Origin of the sequence: Streptomyces sp. NPDC060232 (assembly GCF_042726555.1) — a bacterium.
Lineage (GTDB): Bacteria > Actinomycetota > Actinomycetes > Streptomycetales > Streptomycetaceae > Streptomyces.
The window spans coordinates 97735-122302 of record NZ_JBHXAG010000014.1 but is presented as its reverse complement, the minus strand read 5'-3'; the positions used below and the strand labels follow the sequence as shown (position 1 = coordinate 122302).

Here is a 24568-nt window from a genome sequence, read left to right as displayed (position 1 = left end):
AGGGGTAGCCAGCATGAGTACACACAAAGGCGCCACATCGACTCGCAATGGCGCCATAGATGTGCCACTATGGCGACACGAGCACAGCGTGGAGCAAGTGCGTTGCGCCAGACATGCGCCACCCGGACGGCCGGCCCACCGGCTGCCCCCTCCATCCCCGGACTCCCCGAAGAGAAGGGCCCGCCCACCATGAACACCGCGACCCAGGTGTCCACCACCACGCGCTCAGCCGCGATCTCCGCGAGCGGCCTGCGCAAGTCGTACGGCGGCAAGGTGGTGCTCGACGGAATCGACCTGCGGATCCCCGAGGGCACGATCTTCGCCCTGCTCGGCCCCAACGGCGCCGGCAAGACGACCACCGTGGAGATCCTCTCCACACTGGTCGGCGCCGACGGAGGCGAGGCGCAGGTCGCGGGCCACGACGTGGCCAACGAAGCCGACTCCGTACGCCACCAGATCGGTGTCACCGGCCAGTTCGCCGCTGTCGACGGGCTGCTCACCGCCGAGGAGAACCTGCTCCTCATGGCCGACCTGCACCACCTGGGCAAGCGCGAGGGCCGCCGCCGCGCCGCCGAGCTCCTGGAGCGGTTCGAGCTGACCGAGGCGGCCCGTAAGAACGTCGCCACCTTCTCCGGCGGTATGCGCCGCAAGCTCGACCTGGCGATGACCCTGGTCGGCCGGCCGCGCATCATCTTCCTCGACGAGCCGACCACCGGCCTCGACCCGCGCAGCCGCCGCGTCATGTGGGAGCTCATCCGGGACCTGGTCACGGATCAGGGCGTGACCGTCTTCCTCACCACGCAGTACCTGGAGGAGGCCGACCAACTCGCCGACCGCATCGCGGTGCTGGACCACGGCAAGCTGGTCGCCGAGGGCACCGCCGACGAGCTGAAGCGCCAGACCCCCGGCGGCCATGTACGCCTCCGATTCGCCGACGAGGCCCACCTCGCCGCGGCGTCCGGGATCTTCTCGATCGCCACCCGCGACGACGAGTCGCTCACCCTGCGGATCCCCAGCGACGGCTCCCTCGCAAATCTCCGCGCCGTCCTCGACGTCCTCGACACCACCGGCGTGCAGGCCGAGTCGCTCACCGTGCACACGCCCGACCTCGACGACGTCTTCCTCACCCTCACCGGCCGGCAGAACGCCGCCGCCACCTCCGCGACCGCCCAGAAGGAGTCGAACCGATGAGCACCGTCACCATCTCCCCGGCCGCCAAGTCCGCCAGGCCGACCCGCTCGTACGCGCTGCGCGACTCCATGACGATGCTGCGCCGCAACCTCAAGCACATGCAGCGCTATCCGTCGATGACGGTCATGATCGTCATGATGCCGATCGTGATGCTGCTGCTCTTCGTGTACGTCTTCGGCGGCGCGCTCGGCACCGGCATCGGGGGCACCGGCCGCGGCGACTACACCAACTACGTGGTGCCCGGCATCATCCTGATGGCCGTGACCTCCGGCGCCATCACGACCGCCATCACCGTCTGCACCGACATGACGGAAGGCATCGTCAACCGCTTCCGTACGATGTCGATCTCGCGCGGATCCATTCTCACCGGCCATGTGTTCGGCAGCGTCATCCAGGCCGTGGTGATCCTCGTCCTGATCATCGGAGCCTCCTTCGCGGTGGGCTTCCGCCCCGACGCCTCGCCCGTCGAGTGGATCGCCGCCATCGGTCTGCTGCTCTTCCTGTCTTTCGGGCTGAGCTGGATGACGGCCGCGATGGGCCTGGCGGCCAAGACCGTCGAGGCCGCGTCCAACGCCCCGATGCCGCTGACCTTCCTGCCCTTCCTCGGCAGCGCGGTCGTCACCCCTGAGTCCATGCCGACCGTTCTGCGCTGGTTCGCCGAGTACCAGCCCTTCACCCCGATCAACGAGACCCTGCGCGGCCTGCTGCTCGGCACGCCGATCGGCAACGACGGCTGGATCGCGCTCGCCTGGTGCACGGCGCTCACCCTTCTCGGCTACCTGCGGTCGCGCGCCGTCTTCAACCGCAAGGTCACGCGTTGACCGTCACGTGTTGAGCCCGGCGAGACAGGCAGCAGGAGGGGCGGCTCCCGGATTCCACGGGGAGCCGCCCCTCCTGCTGCCTCTTTCCCTCTCCGCCGCCCTGGCGCGCCGCGCCCGGGCCTCCGCAGCCTGCTCCGAGGACGGCGTCGGCGTCTTCTCGACGCCCTCCTGAGGCGTGGCGGCATCCTACGGAGCCTCAGGATGGCGGCCGTGCTCCAGATGGAACTTCCCGACCTCGGCGACCGCGGTCCGCAGCTCCCCCGTCACGGCGTACGACGGCCAGCGGTCCCCGGTCGCGCACTTCCCGACGCCGACCGAGCCCGTCACGAGGAAGACGCTGCCTCCGGGCCGCCGCTGGAACAGCTGGCCGGCAACCATGAGCTCGGCCCCGATCCCGGTCGCCTGATGACGAAACAGGACACCGAATCGTGCCGGAGCGGGCCCCGGTTGACGGATAGCCTCGACTCGTCAGCAGGAGGCATATCCGATGTCAGTTATCTGGAGCGAAGCCCTTCTCCCGGGGCTCGCGTTGTTGCTGTTCATATGCTGTGGGACGGAACTGGTCCTGCGCCGCTTCTTCAAGGGGCGCACCATCCTCTTCCGGCGCAGCAGTGCACGGCGCCCTTTGACCGGTCACGCATTCGACGAGTTCAACCTGATCTTCAACGCCAACAAGCTGGTCGAGATCGAGCAGCAGCAACTGCAGGAAGTGCTCCGCGACGACGAGGGCGACGGCGCCCCGCCGCGGACGCGCATCGACCTGGACAAGGGCATCGCCAGCATCGTCATGCCCAGCGAGGAGGGGACTACCGGTCCCCGGCCGACGGCCGAAGCCCGGTCGGAGGCCGGAGACGGTCCCGCCCGGTGACGCCGCCGCAGACGCTCTACCTCCTACCGGACCTGGCCCTGCTTCTCGGCCTGGCGCGTGTTCTGGGGGCGGCCGCACGGGCGTGTGGCAAGCCGGCGGTCATCGGCGACCTGCCGACCACCGAGGCAGCCGTCACCGCGATACGCGAGATCGCGGGCGACCACGGCCTGGAGATGACCGTCACCGACGACATCGGGGCCGACCAGACGTCGCGCCGCACATCGGCCGGCATCTTCACCACGGTCGACCCCGACGGCTCGCTGCCGCACGAGGCCTTCGTCGAACTTTCCGGCATCCCCACCGTGAGCGTCCGGTCTTCCCCGAGGACGACGCGAAGATCACCGTGGATCACGTGGAGTTCCACGACGTACCGCGCGATTGCGTCCCCGGCGTTCCTCCGGTCCGTCTACGGCGGACTGGCCTACACGAAGGGCCGGTTCTTCCCGCCGGGCCAGTGGCTCATCGTGCCGCTGCCCAGCGACGAGACGTACAAAGGACTGAGAACCAGCGCCGGCTGCGTCGGGCGAATTGTGCTCAGTCGGACCGGGTGGGGGCTCGTAGTTCGATCTTGTAACCGCCTTCTGGGGTGGGTTCGGCGGTGAGGGTGCCGTCGAGCAGTTCGGCGCGTTCTTTCAGGCCGATGAGGCCGTGGCGGGCGCTGGGCAGGGCGACGGTCGGGCGGGTGGGGGCGGTGTTGGTGACGGTGACGCCGAAGTGGTGCGCGTCGTGCCAGAGGCGTACCTCGGCGCGGGCTCCGGGGGCGTGCTTGCGCACGTTGGTGAGGGCTTCCTGGACCGTGCGGTAGACGGTGCGCTGGGCGGTGGTGCTGATGCCGGGAGGAAGCTCTCCGGTCAGGGTGGTCTCGATGCCGCTGTTGGCGATGAGCTGCTGGAGGTCGGCGAGGGTTGGCTGGGGGGTGAGTTCGGTCGCCTTGCCGCCGGAGGCGCGGAGCAGGGTGACCATGTGGCGGAGTTCGTCAAGGGTGTTCGCGCTCAGGGTGCGGATGGTGCGCGCGGCCTCGCGGGCGTCGGGGTCCTTGGCGGCCATCTGCAGGGCTCCGGCCTGGACGGCGATGAGGCTGACCTGGTGGGAGACGACGTCGTGCATCTCGCGGGCCAGCTGGGCGCGTTCGCGGGCGAGGACGGTCTGGGCGTAGAGGGCGCGTTCGTGTTCTCGGGCCTCCTTGACCTCGACGAGCTGGCGGGCCACGTCGTGCCTGGCCTGCACGAGCTGACCGAACAGGACGGGGGCGACGGCCGTGGCCAGTGTGTAGACGAACTGGACGAGCGTCCACGTCCGGTCGCCGTCGAACGCGTCGGACAGCGGCCAGACGAGGGTGCCCGCCGCGGCGTTCAGCAGCGCGCAGCCGGCGAGCAGCGGGCGGTTGCGGGTGGACGCGGCGAGTGTGTACAGGGCGGCGATCGGCGCGACCGCCACGTCCATGAACAGGGTCATGGGCAGGGTCAGCAGGAAGACGGCCAGCGGGAAGCGCCTGCGCAGGAGCAGGCCGGCGGAGCCTGCGGTGGCGCAGGCCCACATCAGAAGGGTGCCCTCGCCCAGGAGGTTGATCCAGGCGTCGAGCGCGGCCATCATCACGAGCCCCGTGTCGACGGCCCAGGGTGGTACACGCCGCCACCATGCCCGGCCCGTGCTCATCGTCCGTTGTCCCGTGCCGTGTCGTCATCGTTGTGGGTGAGCAGTCCGGCGCGCTCGGCGAGGAGTGCGGCCTGGACGCGGCTGGTGACACGCAGTTTGGTCAGGATCGAGCTGACGTGGTCCTTGACGGTGCCCGCGCTCAGGTGGATGCGGGTGCCGATGTCGGCGTTGGAGAGTCCTTCGGCGACCAGGACGAGGACGTCGCGTTCACGGTCGCTGAGCAGGCCGACGCGCGCGACGTCCGCGTCCTGGGGTGCTCCGGCCCCCGGGTGGCTGCGGAGCAGCGCGCGTGATGCCTTGGGCGACATCACGACGCCGCCCGCGGCCAGGGTGCGGACCAGCTGGGCGAGCTGTTCGGGCTCGGTGTCCTTGAGGAGGAAGCCGGAGGCTCCTGAGCGCAGGGCGGTGAGGATGTACTCGTCGGTGTCGAAGGTGGTCAGCATGGCCACGTGCGGTGGTTCGGGCAGTTCCTGGATCTGCCGCAGGACGGTCAGGCCGTCCACGTCCGGCATGCGGATGTCGAGGAGGACGACGTCCGGCAGCTCGCGCCGGATCACGTCGGCCGCCTGGGCGCCTTCGGCGGTCGCCACGACCTCGATGCCTTCGGACGCGTTCAGGATCATCTGGAAGCCGGACCGCACCAGGGCCTCGTCGTCCACCACCACTACCCGGATCACCGGCGTCCCGCCTCACACTCTCGTCTGCGCTGTCCCGCGGCTCGGCGACCCGTAAACCCGGGGGCTTCGCGTGCTCGTACGGGTTCGCCTGACGTCGACCGTACGCCGGGCAGGGTATGTGGTGGCGTGATCACCCACGGACTGTGGACACCTGGCGGGTCGGCTCCAGCCGGTCGGGGGGTGCGCTCCGGCCGGTCGGCAGGCCGGCGGGCGAGGCTCGGCGGATGGCGCCCGCCGTGCTCGTACCGTGGGATCGGTCCGTGGCCCCGCGCCCAGTCCGAGGGCCGCAATCGATGTCCGTACCGTTTCGAGGACCCTCCCGCCATGCCGGGGCGGTGCTGGCCGGCTCCATGCTGGCCGCCCTGCCGGAGCAGGGGGAGACGGCGGCGGCCGACCGCTTCACCAGCGCCCAGTGGCTCCTGGTCACGGCCGTCGCCCCAGCCCTGGCCCACGGCTACGCCCACCTGATCGCCCTACGCGGCGACCGGACCCACCACGGCGTACGTGTCGGGGTGCGGATGCTGCTGTCCGAGTGGCCGCTGGTGGCGGCGACGGCGCCGACGCCAATACGGGGACAGTCCCGCACTCGCCGCGAACCGGTCCGGGTGGTGGAGGCCCAGCTTCAGCGCGCAGTGGCCGCCGGTCGAGTCACCGATCACGCCCCAGTTGCGAGCGTGTTCACCAACCCGATAAGCACCCGAGACCGCCTCCGGCAGGTCGCGGGCGAGGAACGTCTCGACCTGCGGACCTCCGGGTACGTCCACGCACTCGGTGTCGCGAGGGGGTGCGACGGTCGGGCGCAGCATCACCAGGACCATCGGCTGCATCTTTCCTTGTGCCGTCAGCCGGTTGGCCGTCGTCGGATACTTCAGGACCTTGATGAGGGACTTGGCGTTGCCGGGGTAGCCGGTGAGCACGACCGATACGGGAAACGACTTCTTCGCGTGGCCCGGCCGGAAGTACTCCGGCGGGAGGTGGACGTACGCGGGGCCGCTGATGCCGGAGGCGCCGCCTCGTACGACCATCTTCTGTATCTGGCCGTCGGCCGAAGGCCGTCTGCTGCCGGGGACCGGCACCGTCTGCTTCTCCACCACGGTGAGCCGTGAGGTGCCGGCAGCGCCGGCGGAGTGGTCCACGACGACGCCCGGCGTCTGCTCCTGGCCGAAAGAGGTCGGGCCCAGGACGCTGTACGCGGGCCGGCGAGTCGTGGAGGTCGTCTGCTTCCAGCACCTGACCGGCATCTTCGGTGCCGTGAAGCACTCCGGCGACCACCGCACCGGCGGAGACGGGCCGGGGGACGACGAGGCCATCACGGTCGACTTCACGCGGATGCCGGCGGAAGGGACCAGATCGTCTTCACCGTGAACCCCTTCACCGGCGCGACCTTCGACGAGGTCGAGAACGCCTACTGCCGCTTGATCGACGAATCGACGGGGGTCGAACTCGCCCGGTACACCCTGTCCGGCGGTGGCCACCACACCGCCCAGATCTCCCGCATCAACGGGGCGTGGCAACTGACCGCCATCGGCGAACCCGCCTCCGGGGCCACCTTCCAAGACCTCCTGCCCGCCATCGACCGCCACCTCTGATCCCGTCCGCCCTGGCCCGCCGGTCGGCGGGATGGTCCCGGCCAGTCGGCGGGGGTCCCACCGAAGCCTGTCGGATGGTCCGCCCCCCTGTAGCACCGGGAGATTCCTCGTATGACACAGATACAGCCGCCGCAGGCGACGTCAGCTCCGCGGGAGAACGCGTCTCCCGTGCCCGCAGCCTCGCCCGACTCCGCCGGGAAGGCTTCGGGCGGTCCCTCGATGGGACGCCTGGTCGGCGTGGACCTGGCCCGCGCACTGGCGGTGTTCGGCATGTACATCGTTCACATCGGCCCGGTGCTCTCGTCCACGCACGGCGTCGGCACCTGGGTCCGGTATCTGGCCGACGGGCACTCGTCAGTCCTGTTCGCCACCCTCGCCGGGTACTCGCTGATGCTGATCGCCGGCCGCCGTGAGCCGAAGACCGGCCTGGCGGGCCGACAGGCGAAGGCCCGGATCGCGATCCGCGCCGTGGTCCTGCTGGCCCTGGGCAGCGTGCTGGCGATGGAGTACGGGGGCGTGATCATCCTCGGCTTCTACGGTGTCTACTTCCTCGTCGCCCTGCCCCTGCTGCGGCTGTCCGCCAAGGCACTGGCGATCACCGCGGCCGGGCTCGCGCTCGTCACACCCCAGCTGGCGTTCTTCCTGAACTCGCTGCTCAGCGAGTCCGTCCAGCAGACCATCGACGCCTACGACCCGCTCAAGAAGATCAGCGAGGTCGGCGTGATCGACCTGCTGCTCACCGGCTTCTACCCGACGATCACCTGGATGTCGTTCGTCGTCGCCGGCATGGCACTGGCCCGCCTGGACCTCTCGGCCGTCTCCGTCCAGCGGCGCCTGGCCGCGCTCGGCGCCGCCCTGACCGTCGGCGCGTACGGCCTGTCCCTGCTCCTGGCGGGCAAGGACGCTCTGCGCAGCACGGCGGAGGGCGGGAAGTCGTCCGCCGGGTTCGAGAAGGCGTCGTCCTTCGGCAGCGGATCCTTCGAGGCCCCCCAGCGGGCGGCCTCGGAACTGCTGTCCGCCGGGCCGCACAGCGGCACCACCTTCGACATCATCGGCAGCGCCGGCGTCGCCATCCTCGTGATCGTCGGTGCGACGGTGCTCATGGACCGCCTGCCGCGCCTGCGCAGCCTCGCGAAGCCGGCCATCGCCGTGGGCACCATGTCCCTGACGGCCTACGTCGGCCACTTCCTCGCCCAGTCCACGCTCGGCGTATCGGCCGGCGAAAGCACCCAGACGTCCTGGATCCCCGTGCTCACGTTCATCCTCGGGGCGATCGTGTTCGCCGCAGTCTGGTCCCGCTTCTTCCGCCGCGGACCGCTGGAGGCGTTGCTCAACGCCGCCACGAAGCCGGCGAAGTACGTCCGATGACGCCGGCCGGGGCGGGCAGTCTTTCACGGCCCGCCCCGGCTCCGACGGCCCGCTCCCATCGGCCGTCCGGTTCCGCACCCCGCCGAACGGCTGAAACAGGCCCGAGCGGCTCACCGGGGTGTTCACGCACAGCCAGATCGCGGTGACGCTCAACTCCGAGATCGCCCAGCACGCGGCCGAAGTCATCCTGGCGGGCTCGACCTCACAGGCGCACACCCCCGTGCAGGCACTGGGCACGGCCGTACCGTTCGCCGCGAAGGCGCTGGCCGTAGGCGTGGCCTTCGGTTCCCTGCTCGCATGCCTGATCACCACGGCCGACCGCAGGCAGTGGATGACCGGACAGTCCCGCCGCGTCCTCGTCCTGGTCACACCGCTGCTCGTCTATCCGCATCAGGTTGAGCGGGCGGCCGCCCGCCGTGTGCAGTGGAACCTGCTGGCCCTTGGCCATGAGGGCGGGCATGGGGACTCCAGGTGAGTGGCGGACTGAGCGCGTAAGAGCGAAGCGCTTGGTGACGCAGGCTCTGCCGTCAGCCTCACGCATCGTCTGGTGCCTCGAAACCGGTGCCACTCCGCCCGTACAGCAGGGCTGCCCCCACCGTGTGGCGGGGGCAGCCGGGGGACTTCTCTCAGCGGCCGGGGCGCCCGGTGGGCAGCAGGAGCTGGGTCGCGGCGAGCTGTGCGTACAGCTCGTCCTCGGCCACCAGCTCCTCGTGGGTGCCGATCGCGCGGACCGTGCCGGCGTCCATGACGACGATGCGGTCGGCGTCCGTCACCGTGGACAGGCGGTGCGCCACCACCAGGACGGTGGTCTCGCGTGCCGTCTCGGCGATGACGTCCCGCAGTGCCAGCTCGTTGACGGCGTCGAGCTGTGAGGTCGCCTCGTCCAGGAGCAGCAGCCGGGGCCTGCGCAGCAGTGCGCGGGCGATCGCGACGCGCTGGCGCTCACCGCCGGACAGCTTCGAGCCGCGGTGCCCGACCAGGGTGTCCAGGCCGTGCGGGAGACGGTCGACGAGGGTGTCGAGCCTGGTCCGGGCGAGGACGGCGCGGATGTCGTCGTCCGTCGCGCCGGGCGCGCTGAACACCAGGTTCTCCCGCAGCGTGCCGGCCAGGACCGGAGCATCCTGCTCCACGTACCCGATGGCGGACCGCAGTTCCGACAGCGGCCACTGCCGTATGTCCTGGCCGTCGACCAGGATGCGCCCGCCGGTCGTCTCGTAGAACCGCTCGATGAGCGAGAAGACCGTCGATTTGCCAGCGCCCGAAGGCCCGACGAAGGCGGTCATCCCGGCGCCCGGCACCTCGAAGTCCACCTGCTGGTGGATGTACGGCAGCCCGGGCCCGTAGCGGAAGGACACGTCCTCGAAGCGGACCGATGCCGGACGCCGCACGGGCGCCGCCGCCTCGGGCCACACCGGCTGCTTGGCCGGGGGCTCTGCCGCCAGGCGGTCCACCTCCTTGATCCGGGAGATCGCGGCCGCACCCTCCTGGTATTGGGAGGCGGCCTCGACCAGCTTGTACACCGGCTCCATCAGGTAGAACAGGTACAGCAGGAAGGCGATCAGCGTGGAGACAGGGATGTCCCCGGACGCCACCCGCGCCCCGCCGACCGCGAGCACCGCGAGGAACGCCAACTCGACGGCGAGATTGTCCGCCGTTCCCAGCAGGGCCTCCCACTTCGCGCCGCGCACGCCGTGGCGCCATGCCCGCCGGGCCGACGCCTCGACGCGGGCGGTCTCCCGCTCCTCGGCGCCGAACGCCTTCACCGTGCGGAACGCGCCGAAGGCCCGCTCCAGGCCGGTGGACATCTCCCCGACCGCGGCCTGGGAGCGCTCGGCGGCCTGTCCGATCTTCGGCATCACCAGGGCGGCGCCCGCCCCGACGACCGCGACCACGACGAGGGTGACGCCGAGCAGGACGGCGTCCAGGAACGCCATCACCACGACCGCCGCGATCAGCGTCAGCGCCCCGGTAGCGGCGTTGACCACCGCCTGGGTGCTGACGGCCCGCAGCAGCGTGGTGTCGGAAGTGACCCGGGACATCAGATCGCCCGGCTGCATCCGGTCCACCGCCGAGAGCCGCAGCCGCAGCAGCCGGCCGACGAGGCTGCGGCGGGCGGCCAGCACCACCGACTCCGCCGTCCGCTCCAGGACGTAGGCGCCGAACGCCTCCGCCACCGTGCTCAGCAGCACCAGCACGGTCAGGGCCAGCAGGATGGTGGCGAGCGTGCCACCGGACGAAAGCCGGTCGACCAGCGCCTTCGTGGCCAGCGGCTGCAGCAGCCCGCCGGCGGACCCGGCGAGCGCCAGGAGCAGGCCGAGCACGACGGTCCACCGGTGCGGGCGGACATACCCGTGCAGGGCGGTGAGCGTCTCGCGGACGCGCTGCGACTCGGCACCCGTCGTCTCCGGGGCGGATGCGGTGTTCACAAGATTCCTTCCCTACGTGTTCTGCCGCTGCGGCAGGCGGGCATCACAGCCATGACGTCGTGGCGATCAGCCGCCCCGGTCGGTGGCCGGTGTGAGGTGGCGAGCGCCTGCTCGTGCGTGGCGTGTCATGCCCCAGCCTGGAAGACCAGAGGTCTCTCCGGCCATCCGTCGATCGTCGGGCGGACCCCCGCCAACTGGCTGGAGCCGCCCGCACGCAGTGACCGGAACAGACGACGCCGGCGAAGGAGGTGGCGGGGTCGGCGGAGCCGGAGCCGGGCACCTGCGGCTCCGCCGCGGTCAAGGACGGTGCCACCGCCTACGAACCCGGGCCGCTCTCCAGCGGAAAGCCGCCCTCCGACCGAGATGTTGCATCGGCCAGGAGGGCGGCAGTCTGTCAGTGATCGCGCGTCAGCTCACACGCCGAACGTGAGTGCATCCCGTGTCGGGGTCAGGAGGGGTCGCCGTACTGGAGGCCGCGGCCGTTGGTGCCGATGTAGACGCGGCCGTAGGTGTCCGGGTCGCCGGTGATGACGCCGACGCCACCGATGCTGCCCCACTGGTGGGCGTCGTCGTTGACGCGGAGCCAGGTGGCGCCCTTGTCGGTGGAGCGGAAGACGCCGGTGACGTCCTTGACGGTGCCGATCAGGTACAGGGCCTGGTAGGAGGCGCCGGGTGCGGCCTTGCCGAAGCCGAGGGCGGAGGCGGACTTCACCGTGGTGAGCGTGGTGAAGGTGCGGCCGCCGTCGGTGGAGTGCAGCAGCCCCTGGCCGCCGCCGGCGATCCACAGGTCTCCGGCGATGCCGGGGACGGCCGTGAGCCGGCCCGCGGGCAGGCCGGTCGCCCGGGCGGTGAAGGTCGCCCCGCCGTCGGTGCTGGCGTGCAACGTGCCGCGGAAAAGGGAGTAGAAGGTTCCGGCCGAGGAGCGGTCGGCGACGACCACGGCGTCGGTGCCCAGGCCACTGACCTTCGACCAGCTCGCCCCCTTGTCGGTCGAGCGGTACGGGACCTGGCCGGCCTGGGTCCAGACGATGGTCGAGCCGTCGGCCGCGAGCGCGACGCGGCCGTCCTGGGCACCGGCCACGGGCTCGGCCTTGAAGCCGTTCCAGCTGATGCCGCCGTCGGTGGAGTAGGCGCCGTCCTGCGCGCCGCCGCGGCCGACGCGGACCATCATCGAGGGCATGGACTGGGCGAAGTCGATGTCCGTGCTGTTGGTCATCACGGGATTGCTCAGCCGCCCGGCCGGGACCTTGTTCAGGTCGTCGTGGCGGAAACCGCCTTGGTCGCCCATGGCGGTGACGACAGCGGCACCGCCGGGCGGGGCGATCGCGTCCATCAGCGCGGTCTCCTCAAGGCCCCGCGCCCCCGCGGTCCAGTGGCTGGTGCCGCCGCTGTCGGTGGCGTTGGCGTCCTTGCTGCGCCAGATGCCGTTGCCGGTGCCGTACAGCACGTGCCCGGAGTCGAAGGGGTCGATGGCCAGAGCGGTCATCCAGTGCCCGGTGTGGGTGCCGACGTAGGGAGCGGCGGAGGCGTTCCGCACCGACTTGTCCGCCAGTGCCTTCCAGGTCGTGCCGCCGTCGGTGGTGCGGTAGATCTCGTCCTCGGGCCACCAGCGGTCGAGGGTGGTGACCATCACCGTGGACGGCTGGCGCGGGTCGACGGCCAGGCCGGAGAAGCCGTAGCCGCCCTGGGACGGGGAGACGTTCTTCCACGTTCCGCCGGCCGGTGCGTACTTCCAGACCGATCCCGCCGTCACGCCGTTGGGTCCGAGGGCGTTGGTGTACGTCAGGTACAGCGAGCCGTCACCGGAGAGCACGCCGTGCTGCGGCAACTGACCCGTGGGCTGCCCGGGGACCGCCTGCCAGGTGCTGCCGCCGTCGGTGGAGCGGTACAGGGAGGTGGACCTGTCGGCGACGCCGACGTAGACCGTCTTGCTGCCGGCCGGACCGTACGTCACGAAGGAGATGCCCGCGCCACTGCTCGCCCCGTCCTTGACCGGGAACGAGGAGACCTGCCGCCACGTCGCGCCGCTGTCCGTGCTGCGCCACAGGCCGTTCTTGCGGGTGCCCAGCAGCAGGGTGCGGTTGTCCGCGGGGTCGACCACCAGCCGTTCACCCGCCCCGCGGCCGTCCTCGTTGCCGCCCAGCTTGAAGGGGAGATCGGTGCGCTGGAAGGTGCGGCCCCGGTCCGTGGAGCGCAGGATCGCGCCGTTGCCGGCCCAGTCGTTGGTGTAGGTGCCGGTCGCGAGGTAGAGCCGGCCGGGGTCGACGGGGTCGGTGGCCAGCGCGTCGATGCCCAGCAGGTTCCAGTCCTTCTCTCCGAGCCAGTCGGTGAGCGGGATCCACTGCTCGGCCGCGGCGTCCCAGCGGTAGGCGCCGCCCATGTCGGTACGTGCGTACAGCAGCCCCTTCTCCCGGGGGTTGAACACCAGCCCGGTGACATAACCCCCGCCCACCACCTGGGCGTTCTTCCACGCGTACGGTCCGGTCCCGGTGGCCGGCGCCTCGGCCGTCTTCACCAGCTTCCACTGCTGGTTGGTTCTGCCATGGCCGCCGTACTGGATGACCGCCGCGCCGTCGGCCGTGGAGGCTCCGGAGACGTCCAGGACCTGGCCGGTCCTGTGGGAGGTGAAGGTGACGGCGTCGGAACCGCTCACCTCGTCGATCCGCCACTCCTGGGAGGCGGAAGAGCTGTCGGTCTGCTGCTCGGCGGCAGCCGCCTGCGCGGTCGAATCGCCCGCTATGCCGAGCACTTTGCCGCTGTTGCGGTTCACCAGCTCGTAGTAGCCGTTCCCGGTGGACCGCAGCCGCCACTGCTGGTTGGCGGTGTTCTGGTCGGTCCACTGCTGGATGCGGGTGCCGTCGGCGGTGGAGAAGGCGTTGACGTCCAGCACCTTGCCGCTGCGCACCGAGACCAGCTTGTAGTAGGCCCTGTCGTCGACCGTCGCGGCCTGCGAGTCGTCCTGCACGAACAGGAGGTACGGCACGACGGTGGCGGGCACACCGAGCAGCAGAGCGGTGGCGGTGCCGCGACGGCGGTGACGTCCGCGGCGCCCGGCGTTGGTGGGGTTGTTCATGGGGGTGTTTCTCCTTGTGCAACCGTGGATCGGGCAGGTCAGCGCTGCAGGGTGAGGACGCCCGGCCGGTACGGCAGTTGGTCGTAGGGTCCGCCCGCGGTGGGGGACTTGCCCTGGTACAGGAACTGCAGGTTGCAGGGGTCGATGGTCATGGTCTGGTCGGGATTGGTGCGGATCAGGTCACCGTGGCTGATGTCGTCGGTCCAGGTGGCGCCGCTGTTGGCCTTGCCCGCGAAGGGGTTGCTCTCGCTGTCTGCCTGCGGGGTCCACGCACCGCTCAGGCTGGAGGCCGTGAACGAGCGGAAGTAGCGCCGCTCGTTCGCACCCCGAGCCTCGACGATCATGAGGTACTGGTTCTGGCCCTGGACCTTGTAGACCTGCGGTGCCTCGAAGAGGTTCTTCTCCGTGTCGCTCATGACCGTCGTGTACGACGAGCCGAAGTTGCCCGGGAAGTTCCCGATCGGCATGCTCGCGCGGTAGATCTTGCCGTTGTCACCGGCGAAGAACAGGTACATGTTCTTCTCGTCGGCGATCAGGGTCTGGTCGATCGGTCCGGTGCCGGATTCGGTGCGGGGGATGCTGCCGGTGAACAGCGGCTGCGGCGCGGACCAGCCGTTGGGGTTGGTGGGGTCGCTCGACGTGCGGTAGCTGAAGGGCGAGGCACCCCACTGGTACGCCAGCACCCAGATCTTCTTGGGCGCGAAGTAGAACAGGGTGGGCGCCACCGCGTTCTGGCTCATGCGGAGCTGCCCGGCCGACGCCATGTCCGACCAGTTCGTAAAGGGGCTGAACGCCATCGAGCCGTACGAGGTTCCCGACGCGCTCGACGCGTAGACCAGGTGCTTGCCGCCCAGCACCACGTGGGTGAAGTCCTTCACGGCGGCCCATCCGTTCGACGGCTGTGCGAGGGGACCCGTCGAGCTCCACTTGTACGTCGTCGGGAGATCACACGTGCCGCCGCCCGTCCCGGACGGGGCGGTCCAGGTCCACTTCTGGTTGTTGACGGCCGCGCAGGCGTACAGCTGGATCGTGGTGCCGTTCGCGGTGGCGGCGCCGACGGCGTCGAGGCACAGCCCGGACTGGACGCCGGTGATCGAGCCGTTGGTGTTGATCTTCCACTGCTGGTTGGCGCCGCCGTTGCAGTCCCAGACGATCACCGAGGTGCCGTTGGTGGTGCCATTGCTCTTGGCGTCCAGGCACTTGTTGCCGTGCACCTTCAGTTGCTTGGCGGCGGTGTAGGTCCAGCGCTGGCCCACCTGTCCACTGCAGTCCCACAGGTGCGCCCGGGTGCCGTTGGCGGTGGCGGAGCCGGGGATGTCGACACAGCGGCCGGAGGCAACGCCCTTGATCTCCCCCGTACCGTCGGTCGGCTTGCCCGGGGTGGTACCGGAGCCGGAATGGAGAGCGCTCACGACGGCGGCGTACGCGGGCTTGGGCTTGCCACCACTGTCGAACAACAGCGGGCTTTCGCCGCTGCGCCATGAGTCGCTGTCACGGACACCCCACACCGTGATGCCGGTGCACCGGGCCACGGACAGGCAGGTGCTGACCGTGTTCGCGTAGTGGGCGGGTGATGCCTGGGCGATGTCCAGCTCGGTGATCTGGACGTCGACGCCCAGGGCGGCGAAGCCGGCCAGGGTGGTCTTGAAGCTCGCCGGCGGGCCGCCCGCCCCGAAGTGGCTCTGGAACCCGACGCAGTCGATCGGTACGCCACGGGACTTGAAGTCCTTGACCATGCGGTAGACGCCCTGGGTCTTGGCGTCCGACCAGTTCTCGATGTTGTAGTCGTTGTAGCAGAGCTTGGCCGAGGAGTCGGCCGCGCGGGCGGTGCGGAACGCCTCCTCGATGAAGCCGTCGCCCAGCACCTCCTGGAAGACCGAGCTGCGCAGTCGGCCGCTGCCGCCGTCGGCGAACGCCTCGTTGACCACGTCCCAGGCGTAGATCTTGCCCTTGTAGTGGGTCATCTGGGTGGTGATGTGATGGTTCATCACACCGCGCAGCGTCTGCGCGTCGCGAATGGAGCCGACCCAGGCGGGCAGCTGCGAGTGCCAGACCGTGGTGTGGCCGCGCACGCGCTGGCCGCGTGCCAGGGCACGATCGACGATCCGGTCTGCGGGGCCGAAGTTGAAATTGCCGCGGGACGGTTCGACTGCGTCCCACTTCATCTCGTTCTCCGGGGTGATCATGTTGAACTCCCGGTCCGCGATCGCGGTGTACGCGGAGTCGCCGAGCCTGCCGGCGGCCACGGCCGTACCGAAGTACCTGCCCGAGGGGCCGGCCTGGGTCCCCAGGCCCGCGGCTCCGGCGGAGCTGGGGAGGAGCGTCACGACGCCGGCCACCAGCGCCGTGGCCGACAGTCCTACCGCCCATGTCCGGCGACGCCGGCGGAGCCGGTGCAGGCCCTTCATGATTCTGCTCCGGGGTCCTGCGTACCGGCCGTTCCGGGTTCGTGGGTGTGCTGCGTCATGTGAGGGGCTTTCTTCAGGGGATACGTCGGTGGGGGAAGTCGGGACCCTGCCGCGTCGGCACGTCATGACGGCGGCGGGAAGGACACCCCTGAAGTGGAGGCTTGCGAGCAGGCGGTCTCGTAACAGAAAAGTGGCGCCGCCCGCAGGATTGCCCCGTGATGCATCTCGCAGGCAGAAAGCGTTATGCCGGGCGCCCTGGGCTGGTCGCGCCCGCGGAAAAGGGGCGTTGCACTGATCCGCAGTGAACGCCGGCCACGGTGTGGTGCAACCGTGGGGAATAGTGCTGGAGGATCACCGGCTGGGACCGTGCGACTCGGTCGGGACCGCCCGAGGAGTGGTGCTCAGGCCCCGGGGGTGCGCACGATGAAGGAAGCCTGGCCGGCGAAGGCCCGCGTGCCGTCGGAGCCGTCGAGCCAGATGCCACCGTCGCGGTGGCGGAGGACCGATCCCGGATAGTTGTGCGCGTGCAGGGTCACGGACCCGGCGACCGCCCCGGGACGCGGACAGAAGGTGGCGTCTTCACGGAACAGTGCGCTGCCGTCGTCGGTGCTCAGCCGCAGCCGCAGGTAGTGGTGCCGAAGATACCGGCCGTCTGCGGCGCGGAAGGTGACGCAGCGCGTGTCGGCCAGTCCCCCGACGACCGTGAAGGTGACCCGCTGTCGTGCCTGCGCGCTGCCGGACGCGGCGACGCTGCCGAGCGACGCGAAGTCGCCCGTATACGTGACGAACAGGCCGGGACTGTCCGCGGACTCCAGCGACTGTGCACCCAGCGCAACGGTGCCCGCGACGGCGGACGGGCTGACCGGGGACGGGCTCACCGGGGACGGACTCGCCGGGGCCGGTCCGGCCGAGGTGGTGCTGCGCGAGGGAAGGGGCGTGGGAGTGCCGACCGTGGGAGCGGCGGTGGCGCCGGGCACCCGAGGCGCCGGTTCGGGCCAGGTCGCATAGGTGACGGTTCCGGCGATGAGCACCGCGCCGGTCGCGAGGCTCATCAGCGGATGAGCGGTCACCGCCTGGAGTTTGCCGATCAGAGCGCCGTGCAGACCGCCTCCCCCCGTCGCCGTGCCGACGGCGACGGGGGCCGCGGCCAGCCCGGCGGCGCTCGCGGTCGTGCCGGACAGCAAGCCCTTGGCGGCCAGCGCGGCGATCAGTGCGGCCGGGACGGCCAGCGTCGTGAGGCTGAGGGGCAGCAGTTCGGCCGGAACCCGTTCCGCCGACGTCGCCATGCAGACCGGGCAGTCACGTGTGTGCCGCGCGATCCGCTTGCGCCACACCGGTGCACGGTGACCGTCCCATGCGACGACGGTCTCCCCCAGCTGCGGACAGCGCGGGTCGGCCTCCAGCGCGGCGACGATCGTCCGGCACAGTTCCAGCTGCTCCCGCATGCGTTGGAGGCGCACTCCGACGTGCGCGACCGTGAGCCCCGTCGCGGCGGCCATGTCCTCCCGGCTGAGCAGGCCGGCGCATTCCTGCCACCACAGCGACAGCAGCACCCGGTGGTCCGGGTCGAGCCACCGGCCGGCTTCGACGACCCGGCGCCGCTCGTCCGACACGTGCAGCCGCAGGATCGTCACGTCCACGGGCTCGGCGCCGGCGTCCGGTATGCGGAGTGCCTCGTCGATGACCGTGGTCCGGTCGGCGAGGGCGTGCTGCCGGTGCCAGTGGGTGTTGATCTGGCGGAGCGTGATCGACACCAGCCAGGACCGAAAGCTCTCCGGGGCACGCAGGGCGGGCAGGTCGCGCACCACACGCAGCAGGGTCTCCTGGACGACGTCGTCGACGTCGGCATGTCCGCTCAGCGCTCGCCCGACGATGTTGTACAGCAACGGCAGGTACGCGGCGATCAGCTCCTCGCGCGCCCGATCGTCACCGGCCTGCGCCGCGACGACCAGATCCGCGTGGTCTGCGTCCTTGAGCCCCATTCCCACCTTCTTCAGGGGAGCGATCCGCCGAGTACGGCGGCACACCCTAGCCTCGACGACGGCAAACGGCCAAAGCCTGCGTCTCGGGCGGACGGTCTGGGCCGCGTGCCGGCATGGAAGGCCCGGTGCCCGGGGAGTGTGTCCGGTCGCACTCGGCCAACTCGCTGACGGCCCGGTGCAGCTCGCTGATCGACAGCGCCCTCGGCCCCCCTGGAGCAGGCGGCCGACGACTACCTCGACGCCCTCGGCCAGAACGGCGGGAAGGCGTATGCGCGCGTATGACCAAGGCCGCCCAGCTCAACATCACCGCGAAGTACGACCGTGCCACCTGCCAGGAAGGCTCGTGCTGATTCCCGAAGGAATCGGCTGACTCCAGGCGCTCGGCGAAGGCACGGCCGACGCCGGGGCGGCGAAGAGGTTGGTGTGCGAGGCCGATGGAACCGGGTAACGTCCTTGTCATGTTCTTCCAGACGCCGATTTACGAGTGAGAGCGTGATGGGCCTCTGCTGACGTTCTTCGACGTCGCCGCCCGTCCCCCACCGATGAATCCGTAGATCACTTCACATCACCACCGGGAGAACCCGTGACCGACAGCAAGAACATCAACAACCCCGTGGGCCAGGGCGGCGGCCAGCGCAAGAGGCTGTCCCGCGCCGAACGGCAGAACAACGGTCCGCACCGCAACTTCGACCGCCAGAACGCAGCGGACAAGAAGGCGGAGCTGGTACGCAGGATGCGCGAGAAGACAGGCGCAGCCGAGGCCGCCGGGCAGGCGGGCGACGAACCCGCACAGAGCTGACGCACGGCCGCCGCAGGGCGGCAGCGCACAGGGCAGGCCGGGAGCGCGACGCGCGGTCCGGGCCTGCTGCCGTACCGAGCCCCGCCGCCGGGCCGGGGGCACGGCCGGTCCCACTCCCTCCCGGCCGACCACGAGGTCCATGAGTGGCTCACCGCCGCCGCGGCGCTCGTCGAGGTGATCCACCCCAGGGTGGGGCTCCCGGGGTCGGCAAGACCACCTTCGCCGTCCACCCACGCCCACCGCATCGCCGCTTCCTTCCCCGACGGACAGCTTTTCGTCGACCTGTGCGGTTTCCACCCCCACGGCACCCGCCGTCGAACCCGGCAATGCCTTGCACGGCTTCCTGACCGCCCTCGGGGTTCCCTGCGGCCTCGGCCGGGGCCTGCCCGCCCGGCGCGGGCCCGGTGGGGGGCGTCGACGGCGGCGGCCACGCCGAGGGTGGTATCGCTGTTCATCGTTGCGTCCGGCGGGTGAGGCGGGCGCGGCGGGCGGCTGCGAGGTCGAGTACATCGTCGATGGCGGTCCGGGGCGGCCTGTCGAGATGGACGGCGTGGCTGCGCAGCATCGAGACCAGGTGCCGGCCGACCGACGGGGCTTCCGCGGGGATGCCGGACCGACCGCGCAAGCCCGGCTCCGTAGGCCTGCCCGTTCGCGGCGTCGAGCTCCGGCTGGTCAACGAGGACGGGACGACGACCGGGCCCGGCGGTGGCGGCGAGCCGGGCTGCCTCGGCGGGGCGGTGGCGGCGGGCGAGCTGCTGGGTGAGGGCGGCGAAGGCTTCCCCGGGCAGGACGGCGAGCGGCCGCTCTGCGTCGAGCTCGTCGGCGAGACGGCGCAGCATGGCGGCGGCGGTGGCGCGCGGGAGGTTCGAGCGGACGTCGGCGGGGCCCTGGTTCGGAAGGGTGACGATCAGGCGATGAGTGTCGAGGGAAGCGAAGGTGACACCGTCGGGGGTGACGACGTCGGGTGTGCGGGTCACGGGGGCGGGACTCCTTGTCGGGATCAAGGTGCTGCTCATGCATGAGTGGCTGGAATGGCACCTGTGAGCAGTTGTGTGGGGCCAATGGGTCGTGCGCGGTACGGACGCGATGCGGCACGCGGCGGCTACTGCGCCTTGGGGCGAACCCGGGTTCGGGGTCGTCGACCAGGTTCCCGAAGACGGCCACAAGGGTCGCGCCTGGGACGGATGCCTTCTGGGTTGAGTGGGGGCCGGCCGGTAGTTCTCGTGGGTGGGGCCTCTCCCTCACGATCCGCCGGGACGGCGGACAGATGTTCCATGCGTCATGGTCGGTGGCCGTCTGGTAGTGCGCGGACTGCGTCGTGGTCCGGCAGGTACGGGCCAGTACGTGAACTGGGGTGCGGTGCGGTCCTCAACCGACTTGAGCGCGGCCTGGTGTTCCGGAGAGCCGGGGTACACGCCGTCCAGGGCCGCGGCCTTGTAGCGGCGCCAGGCCCACGCGGCGGCCGCGCGCGTGGCTCCGACGGCGGCCGCGATCGGGTGGATCAGGGCAGGGTTGGCCATGGCAGGGCCTCCTGTCGATGTCGTGGGGCCCCGCGCTTCGGGGCTGTCACTGGTGAGCTCCGGCTACTCGTGCGTGAAGGCGCGCTCCTGGTCCTCTGGCGTGAGGGGCCGGTAGCAGGCGGGACGACACCGTTGTCGGGATGTGACACGGGTCAAGAATCGGTGGGGGTGATGACGATGTCCCGTTTGAGGATCTTCCCTGTCGACCCCTTGGGGAGTGCATCGGTGAGCTCGACGATCCGCGGGTACTTGTACGCGGCCACCTGTGCCTTGACGTGGTCGCGGATCTCCTCGGCGGTGGCCTGTCCTTCGGGCTTGAGGACCACCACCGCTGCGATCTCCTCCCCCAGCCAAGGGTCCGGTATGCCGACGACGGCGGCTTCGGCGACCGCCGGGTGCTTGTACAGGACCTCCTCGACCTCACGCGGGTAGATGTTGTAGCCGCCGCGAATGATCATGTCTTTCGCGCGGTCGACGATGAAGTAGTAGCCGTCCTCGTCGACGCGGGCGAGGTCGCCGGTGTGGAACCAGCCGTCGCGGATCGCCTCCGCGGTGGCGCGCGGCCGTCTGTGGTAGCCGGCCATGACGTTCTCGCCGCGGATCACGATCTCGCCGACCTCGCCCTCGCCCACCACACCCGCGAGCTCGCCGGGATGCTCTCCGCCGCCCTCGACCGAGGCATGTTGAAGGCGGCCACCGGGGACGTCTCGGACAAGCCGTACCCCTCGAGCACGTCAACGCCGAAGCGCTGCTCGAAGCCGTGCAGCACCTCGACCGGAAGCGACGCGCCTCCGGAGACCGCAAGGCGCAGGCGCGGGGCGTCGAAGCCGTCGGGAAGCTCGGCGTGCACGAGCGCGGCGTACATGGTCGGGACGCCGAGGAGGACGGTGACAGCGTCCCTGTGGATGATCTCCAACGCCGCTGCCGGATCGAACCGGGTGAGGAGGCTCAGTGTGGCGCCCGCGGCCACGGCCGTGTTGAGGCCGCAGGTTTGGCCGAAGGCGTGGAACAGGGGCAGGCCGCCGAAGAGCACGTCGCCGGGGCCGACGTGGAAGAGGGTGTGCACGGTAGTGGCGGTATTGGTGAGGAGGTTGCGGTGCGTCAGTTCGGCGCCCTTTGGCGTACCGGTGGTGCCTGAGGTGTAGAGGATCACCGCGGGATCGGTGTCCTGCGCGTCGAAGACGGCGGCGATCGGCTCGATACGGTCGAGCAGGGAGTCGAAGCTGTCCGGTTCGAGGACCAGGCAGTCGGTTTCGGTGGCCTCGGCCGCCTCGGCTGTCTCGGCCGCCGACATCGGGGAGGTCAGCACCGTCCGGGCGCCGGCGTCGCGCAGGATGAAGGCGATCTCCGGGGCCTTGAGCAATGGGTTCATCGGCACGACGACGGCCCCCGCGCGGAGAATTCCGTAGTAGGCGATGGGAAAGTGCGGGACGTTGGGTGTGATGACGGCCACCCGGTCGCCCGGGCGTACGCCGCGGTCCTGCAGCAGCGCGGCAGTCCGGGCGGTCAGGTCGTCGAGTTGGGCATAGGTCAGCGTAGTGGTCTCGTGTCGTATGGCGATGCGGTCACCGTGAGTAGCTGTGGAGCCCGTCAGCAGGGTGGCGATATTGGTCATGACGGTTCCTCTGGGTTCGTGTGTGCGGGGCCGATTGGGCGGGAGGGCGGTGCCGGGCGCGTTGTCCTGCGGCGGCATGACCGTCTCCCTCGGGGAGGCGCTACGGCTGGTGCGAGGCGGTCGGCTCAGCAGGGTGGTCCGAGGATGAGATTGCCGCGCAGGGTTTGCGCGGCAGGTAGACGATGCCGCCTTCGGACAGTTCGTGGCGTTCGTCTCCGACCCACACAGGCGGACTCCGGTCGGCGGCGCGGCATGCGTGCTACCGACGGGCGTGGGTGGGGCGGCCCGCGTGGTGGGCCGGGTGGGGAAGGGGGCTGGGCGCTGGCGTCGGCGAGGGCCTGCGGGGCGGCGCCATTCGGCCGGGAAGGAGCGCAGACCTCCTCAGCGGCCTCGGCGATGTGCACCACGCGCTCGTCGGGCGGCCCGAGCCGGGCGTCAGGATTTGCGCAGCGACGTGATCACGAATGCGGGGATCACCGCCGCGCCGACCACCAGGTGCATGAGGGCCAGCAGGAACTGGTCGGTTGCGGTGACACCGGCCCCGTTGTAGGGAAGACCGCCGACGAGCAGCAGGATCGCGAGTGTCGACCAGATGAGGGTGGCCCGCCGTGGGATGAATCGTTCCAGCAGCTCCAGGAGTCCCCAGCCGAGCAGCGCAGGAACGACGGAGGCGGCGATCACCACGCCGATCTGAACGGTCTGGGCCGGCCGGCCGAAACCTGCGGGGGCCATCAGATCGTATCCGGCGACGGTGGTGAGGACGACGACGTAGACGAGATTGGCGAGGAGGCCGATGCCGATGGCAGCCGGTCGAGCCGCTCTGCCGGGGGTGTCGGTGAGGTGGCGGGCGGGCGGTCTCGGTGAGGACGATGTGATGGCCATGGTGGATGCTCCGTTGTCAGTTGGCGGGTTGGCGGATGACGGGCAGGACGAGGTGGGAGAGGTGGTCGGCGTCGTGGTGGATCAGGGTCCGGCCGACCTGGTGGCCGTAGTAGTGGTGGAACAGGCCGTCGGCGACCGCCGAGTCGCCGTTGGCGATCTCCAGGCGGATTCGGCTGCCCTTGGGGAAGAGGTAGGAGGTCGGCCAGATCTCGATCTCGTAGCGGACGACGTTTCCCGGCTCGATCGGATGGGGCGGGTGGGTGCGATGGGATGCCTTCAGCCAGCCGCGGGTGACCATGACGGACGGCGGCGGTACGTTCTCCGCGACCTTGCGCATGAGGGCCTTCTTGAGCCTGGGCACGGCCTTCTGCTCGGAGATCTTGACGTGGAAGTCGGTGTCGGTCTGGTCGGACTCCGCGTACAGCACCAGGGCGATCTTCCCGGTGACCTCGGTGTCGTGTTCCAGGGGCGCGGTGGTGAAGGTGAGGATGCCCCGGGTGGGTTGCGGGATGCCGTCGGTGATGACGGTGGTGCCCACCGTCCACTCCGGGTTGGGGTAGTCGTAGACGGTCGCCGCTGAGGCCGGCCGGGTGGGCGGGGTGGTGGCGAGGCTGCCGTCGTTGAGTGAGGGGACGGCGCGTGCGGGTTCGGGGTCCAGGTAGAGGGTGACCGGCACGGCGCGCTGGGGCGGCCATTCGGATTCCTCCCGCGGCGGGCGCCCGGAGTTGGCGACCTCGATGCGGACCGCCGGGCCGTCCATGACACCGTTGTCGACGCCCTTGAGCCAGTGGTCGTACCAGGGGCGGATGTGGGTGTCGAGGAAATCGGTCTGGTAGTAGCGCTCGTGGCTGTCGGTGCCGGCGAGTACGACGAGGCGCTTGTCGGTGCCCCCCAGCCGTTCGTGGCCGTCGAGCTGACCGCGCAGGTGCAGGCCGACGCTGTACCACCAGGCGATGTTCAGCACCGGAACGTCGATGTCCTCCACCTTCACCGCCCGCTGCTTCCACCAGTCGTCGAAGACGGGCCGGTCCAGGGTCATGCCGACGACGTCGGCGGTGCCGCCGGGCCGGGGCGGAGTACCGCCGCCGATCGAGGCGCCGGCGCGGAGGTTGTCGGTCGACCAGAAGTTGAGGAACCCCATCGAGTAGACCCCGCCGTGGTAGACCGCGTCGTGGTAGACGTCCGTGAATCCGCTGTAGATGAGCGCGCAGGTCAGGTGCGGCGGGCGCTGCGCGGCGGCCAGCCACTGGTTCACGCTGTAGGCGCTCTCGCCGATCATCGACACTTTGCCGGTCGACCACGGGCGGGAGGCGATCCACTCGATGGTGTCGTAGAAGTCGCGCTGCTCGGCGGGGCCGAACAGCTCGAACCGGCCCTCGGACGCGCCGGTGCCTCGCTGGTCGCCGACCACGACGGCATAGCCGTGGCCGGTCCAGTAGTCGAGGGGGCCGGTCTCTATGAACCGGTACATCGGCACCGCCGGCAGGTGCAGCAGGTCCTTCTGGTACGGCGCCACCGCGTACAGCGCTGGAAACGGTCCGTCCCCTTCAGGCAGGTACACATCAGCGCAGATCCGGATGCCGTCGGACGCGGTGATCCACTCGTTCTTGATCGTTCGCATGACCAGCCCCTAATTTCTACATGCGTGGAAATTAATTTCAACGTATACTGAAACTCTCGTTGAGGGAAGCCC

The 24568-nt window shown here is 70.3% G+C and carries 20 protein-coding genes and 2 pseudogenes; 8 read left to right on the top strand and 14 right to left on the bottom strand.

Annotated features, from left to right (window positions below):
* Nucleotides 1-189: 189 nt before the first annotated feature.
* The gene (locus ACFWFZ_RS21405; RefSeq protein ID WP_387124373.1) at nucleotides 190-1191 is read left to right on the top strand and encodes an ATP-binding cassette domain-containing protein; all 1002 of its coding nucleotides are present in this window, start codon (nucleotides 190-192) and stop codon (nucleotides 1189-1191) included.
* Nucleotides 1188-2012 carry an ABC transporter permease gene (locus tag ACFWFZ_RS21400; RefSeq protein ID WP_387124372.1) on the top strand — a complete coding sequence of 275 codons (825 nt, stop codon included), beginning with the start codon at nucleotides 1188-1190 and terminating at the stop codon, nucleotides 2010-2012. Before ACFWFZ_RS21405 ends, ACFWFZ_RS21400 begins: the two co-directional genes overlap by 4 nt.
* Nucleotides 2013-2198: 186 nt before the next feature.
* On the opposite strand, the gene ACFWFZ_RS21395 is transcribed toward ACFWFZ_RS21400, so the two are convergent.
* On the bottom strand, nucleotides 2199-2390 hold the full coding sequence (locus ACFWFZ_RS21395) for a hypothetical protein (RefSeq protein ID WP_387124371.1): 192 nt from the start codon (nucleotides 2388-2390) through the stop codon (nucleotides 2199-2201).
* 109 nt (nucleotides 2391-2499) lie between these two features.
* Here ACFWFZ_RS21395 and ACFWFZ_RS21390 point away from each other — a divergent pair, with 109 nt between their 5' ends.
* Complete coding sequence (locus ACFWFZ_RS21390) at nucleotides 2500-2880, top strand: DUF6191 domain-containing protein (protein ID WP_387124370.1); 381 nt, start codon at nucleotides 2500-2502, stop codon at nucleotides 2878-2880.
* A 101-nt stretch (nucleotides 2881-2981) separates the two neighbouring features.
* A pseudogene (locus ACFWFZ_RS21385) lies at nucleotides 2982-3482 on the top strand (hypothetical protein).
* Here the strand turns inward: ACFWFZ_RS21385 and ACFWFZ_RS21380 are convergent.
* The 3 genes from ACFWFZ_RS21380 to ACFWFZ_RS21370 all read right to left on the bottom strand — a co-directional run bounded on the left by ACFWFZ_RS21380 (nucleotide 3415) and on the right by ACFWFZ_RS21370 (nucleotide 6238).
* Nucleotides 3415-4536 carry a sensor histidine kinase gene (locus ACFWFZ_RS21380; RefSeq protein ID WP_387124369.1) on the bottom strand — a complete coding sequence of 374 codons (1122 nt, stop codon included), beginning with the start codon at nucleotides 4534-4536 and terminating at the stop codon, nucleotides 3415-3417. The pseudogene ACFWFZ_RS21385 and the gene ACFWFZ_RS21380 sit on opposite strands and share 68 nt — an antisense overlap.
* Nucleotides 4533-5213, bottom strand: coding sequence for a response regulator (locus ACFWFZ_RS21375; protein ID WP_387124368.1), 681 nt, complete (start codon nucleotides 5211-5213; stop codon nucleotides 4533-4535). Before ACFWFZ_RS21375 ends, ACFWFZ_RS21380 begins: the two co-directional genes overlap by 4 nt.
* A 473-nt stretch (nucleotides 5214-5686) precedes the next feature.
* A complete protein-coding gene (locus ACFWFZ_RS21370; RefSeq protein ID WP_387124451.1) occupies nucleotides 5687-6238 on the bottom strand; it encodes an alpha/beta hydrolase in 552 nt (183 codons plus the stop codon).
* A gap of 160 nt (nucleotides 6239-6398) precedes the next feature.
* Between ACFWFZ_RS21370 and ACFWFZ_RS21365 the strand changes: the two are divergent.
* The 3 genes and pseudogenes from ACFWFZ_RS21365 to ACFWFZ_RS21355 all read left to right on the top strand — a co-directional run.
* A pseudogene (locus ACFWFZ_RS21365) lies at nucleotides 6399-6802 on the top strand (TerD family protein); the annotation flags it as partial.
* Nucleotides 6803-6913: 111 nt separating this feature from the next.
* The gene (locus ACFWFZ_RS21360; RefSeq protein WP_387124367.1) at nucleotides 6914-8170 is read left to right on the top strand and encodes a DUF418 domain-containing protein; all 1257 of its coding nucleotides are present in this window, start codon (nucleotides 6914-6916) and stop codon (nucleotides 8168-8170) included.
* Nucleotides 8171-8288: 118 nt separating this feature from the next.
* Nucleotides 8289-8645 carry a hypothetical protein gene (locus tag ACFWFZ_RS21355; RefSeq protein ID WP_387124366.1) on the top strand — a complete coding sequence of 119 codons (357 nt, stop codon included), beginning with the start codon at nucleotides 8289-8291 and terminating at the stop codon, nucleotides 8643-8645.
* 151 nt (nucleotides 8646-8796) lie between these two features.
* Here ACFWFZ_RS21355 and ACFWFZ_RS21350 read toward each other — a convergent pair whose 3' ends face one another.
* From ACFWFZ_RS21350 to ACFWFZ_RS21335, 4 genes are all read right to left on the bottom strand, one after another.
* Nucleotides 8797-10596 (bottom strand): ABC transporter ATP-binding protein, encoded by a 1800-nt coding sequence (locus ACFWFZ_RS21350; RefSeq protein ID WP_387124365.1) that lies wholly within the window; start codon nucleotides 10594-10596, stop codon nucleotides 8797-8799.
* 448 nt (nucleotides 10597-11044) lie between these two features.
* Entirely contained in the window at nucleotides 11045-13669 is a 2625-nt protein-coding gene (locus ACFWFZ_RS21345) for an RICIN domain-containing protein (RefSeq protein WP_387124364.1), read from the bottom strand.
* Nucleotides 13670-13707: 38 nt separating this feature from the next.
* Nucleotides 13708-16077: a non-reducing end alpha-L-arabinofuranosidase family hydrolase gene (locus tag ACFWFZ_RS21340; protein ID WP_387124363.1), complete on the bottom strand. Its 2370-nt coding sequence runs from the start codon at nucleotides 16075-16077 to the stop codon at nucleotides 13708-13710.
* A 401-nt stretch (nucleotides 16078-16478) separates the two neighbouring features.
* Nucleotides 16479-18059 carry a sigma-70 family RNA polymerase sigma factor gene (locus ACFWFZ_RS21335; protein WP_387124362.1) on the bottom strand — a complete coding sequence of 527 codons (1581 nt, stop codon included), beginning with the start codon at nucleotides 18057-18059 and terminating at the stop codon, nucleotides 16479-16481.
* Nucleotides 18060-18642: 583 nt separating this feature from the next.
* Between ACFWFZ_RS21335 and ACFWFZ_RS21330 the strand changes: the two genes are divergently transcribed.
* The gene (locus ACFWFZ_RS21330) at nucleotides 18643-18858 is read left to right on the top strand and encodes a DUF6243 family protein (RefSeq protein ID WP_387124361.1); all 216 of its coding nucleotides are present in this window, start codon (nucleotides 18643-18645) and stop codon (nucleotides 18856-18858) included.
* Nucleotides 18859-19309: 451 nt separating this feature from the next.
* Here ACFWFZ_RS21330 and ACFWFZ_RS21325 read toward each other — a convergent pair whose 3' ends face one another.
* The 6 genes from ACFWFZ_RS21325 to ACFWFZ_RS21300 all read right to left on the bottom strand — a co-directional run bounded on the left by ACFWFZ_RS21325 (nucleotide 19310) and on the right by ACFWFZ_RS21300 (nucleotide 24496).
* A complete protein-coding gene (locus tag ACFWFZ_RS21325) occupies nucleotides 19310-19483 on the bottom strand; it encodes a hypothetical protein (RefSeq protein ID WP_387124360.1) in 174 nt (57 codons plus the stop codon).
* A gap of 616 nt (nucleotides 19484-20099) precedes the next feature.
* Nucleotides 20100-20378: a hypothetical protein gene (locus ACFWFZ_RS21320; RefSeq protein ID WP_359942842.1), complete on the bottom strand. Its 279-nt coding sequence runs from the start codon at nucleotides 20376-20378 to the stop codon at nucleotides 20100-20102.
* A 152-nt stretch (nucleotides 20379-20530) separates the two neighbouring features.
* Nucleotides 20531-21010, bottom strand: a complete 480-nt coding sequence (locus ACFWFZ_RS21315) for an acyl-CoA synthetase (protein ID WP_387124359.1) — start codon at nucleotides 21008-21010, stop codon at nucleotides 20531-20533.
* Nucleotides 20980-21993, bottom strand: coding sequence for an AMP-binding protein (locus ACFWFZ_RS21310; RefSeq protein ID WP_387124357.1), 1014 nt, complete (start codon nucleotides 21991-21993; stop codon nucleotides 20980-20982). Before ACFWFZ_RS21310 ends, ACFWFZ_RS21315 begins: the two co-directional genes overlap by 31 nt.
* A gap of 435 nt (nucleotides 21994-22428) precedes the next feature.
* Nucleotides 22429-22875 (bottom strand): DUF6069 family protein, encoded by a 447-nt coding sequence (locus ACFWFZ_RS21305; protein ID WP_387124356.1) that lies wholly within the window; start codon nucleotides 22873-22875, stop codon nucleotides 22429-22431.
* A 16-nt stretch (nucleotides 22876-22891) separates the two neighbouring features.
* A complete protein-coding gene (locus ACFWFZ_RS21300; RefSeq protein WP_387124355.1) occupies nucleotides 22892-24496 on the bottom strand; it encodes a CocE/NonD family hydrolase in 1605 nt (534 codons plus the stop codon).
* Nucleotides 24497-24568: the final 72 nt, after the last annotated feature.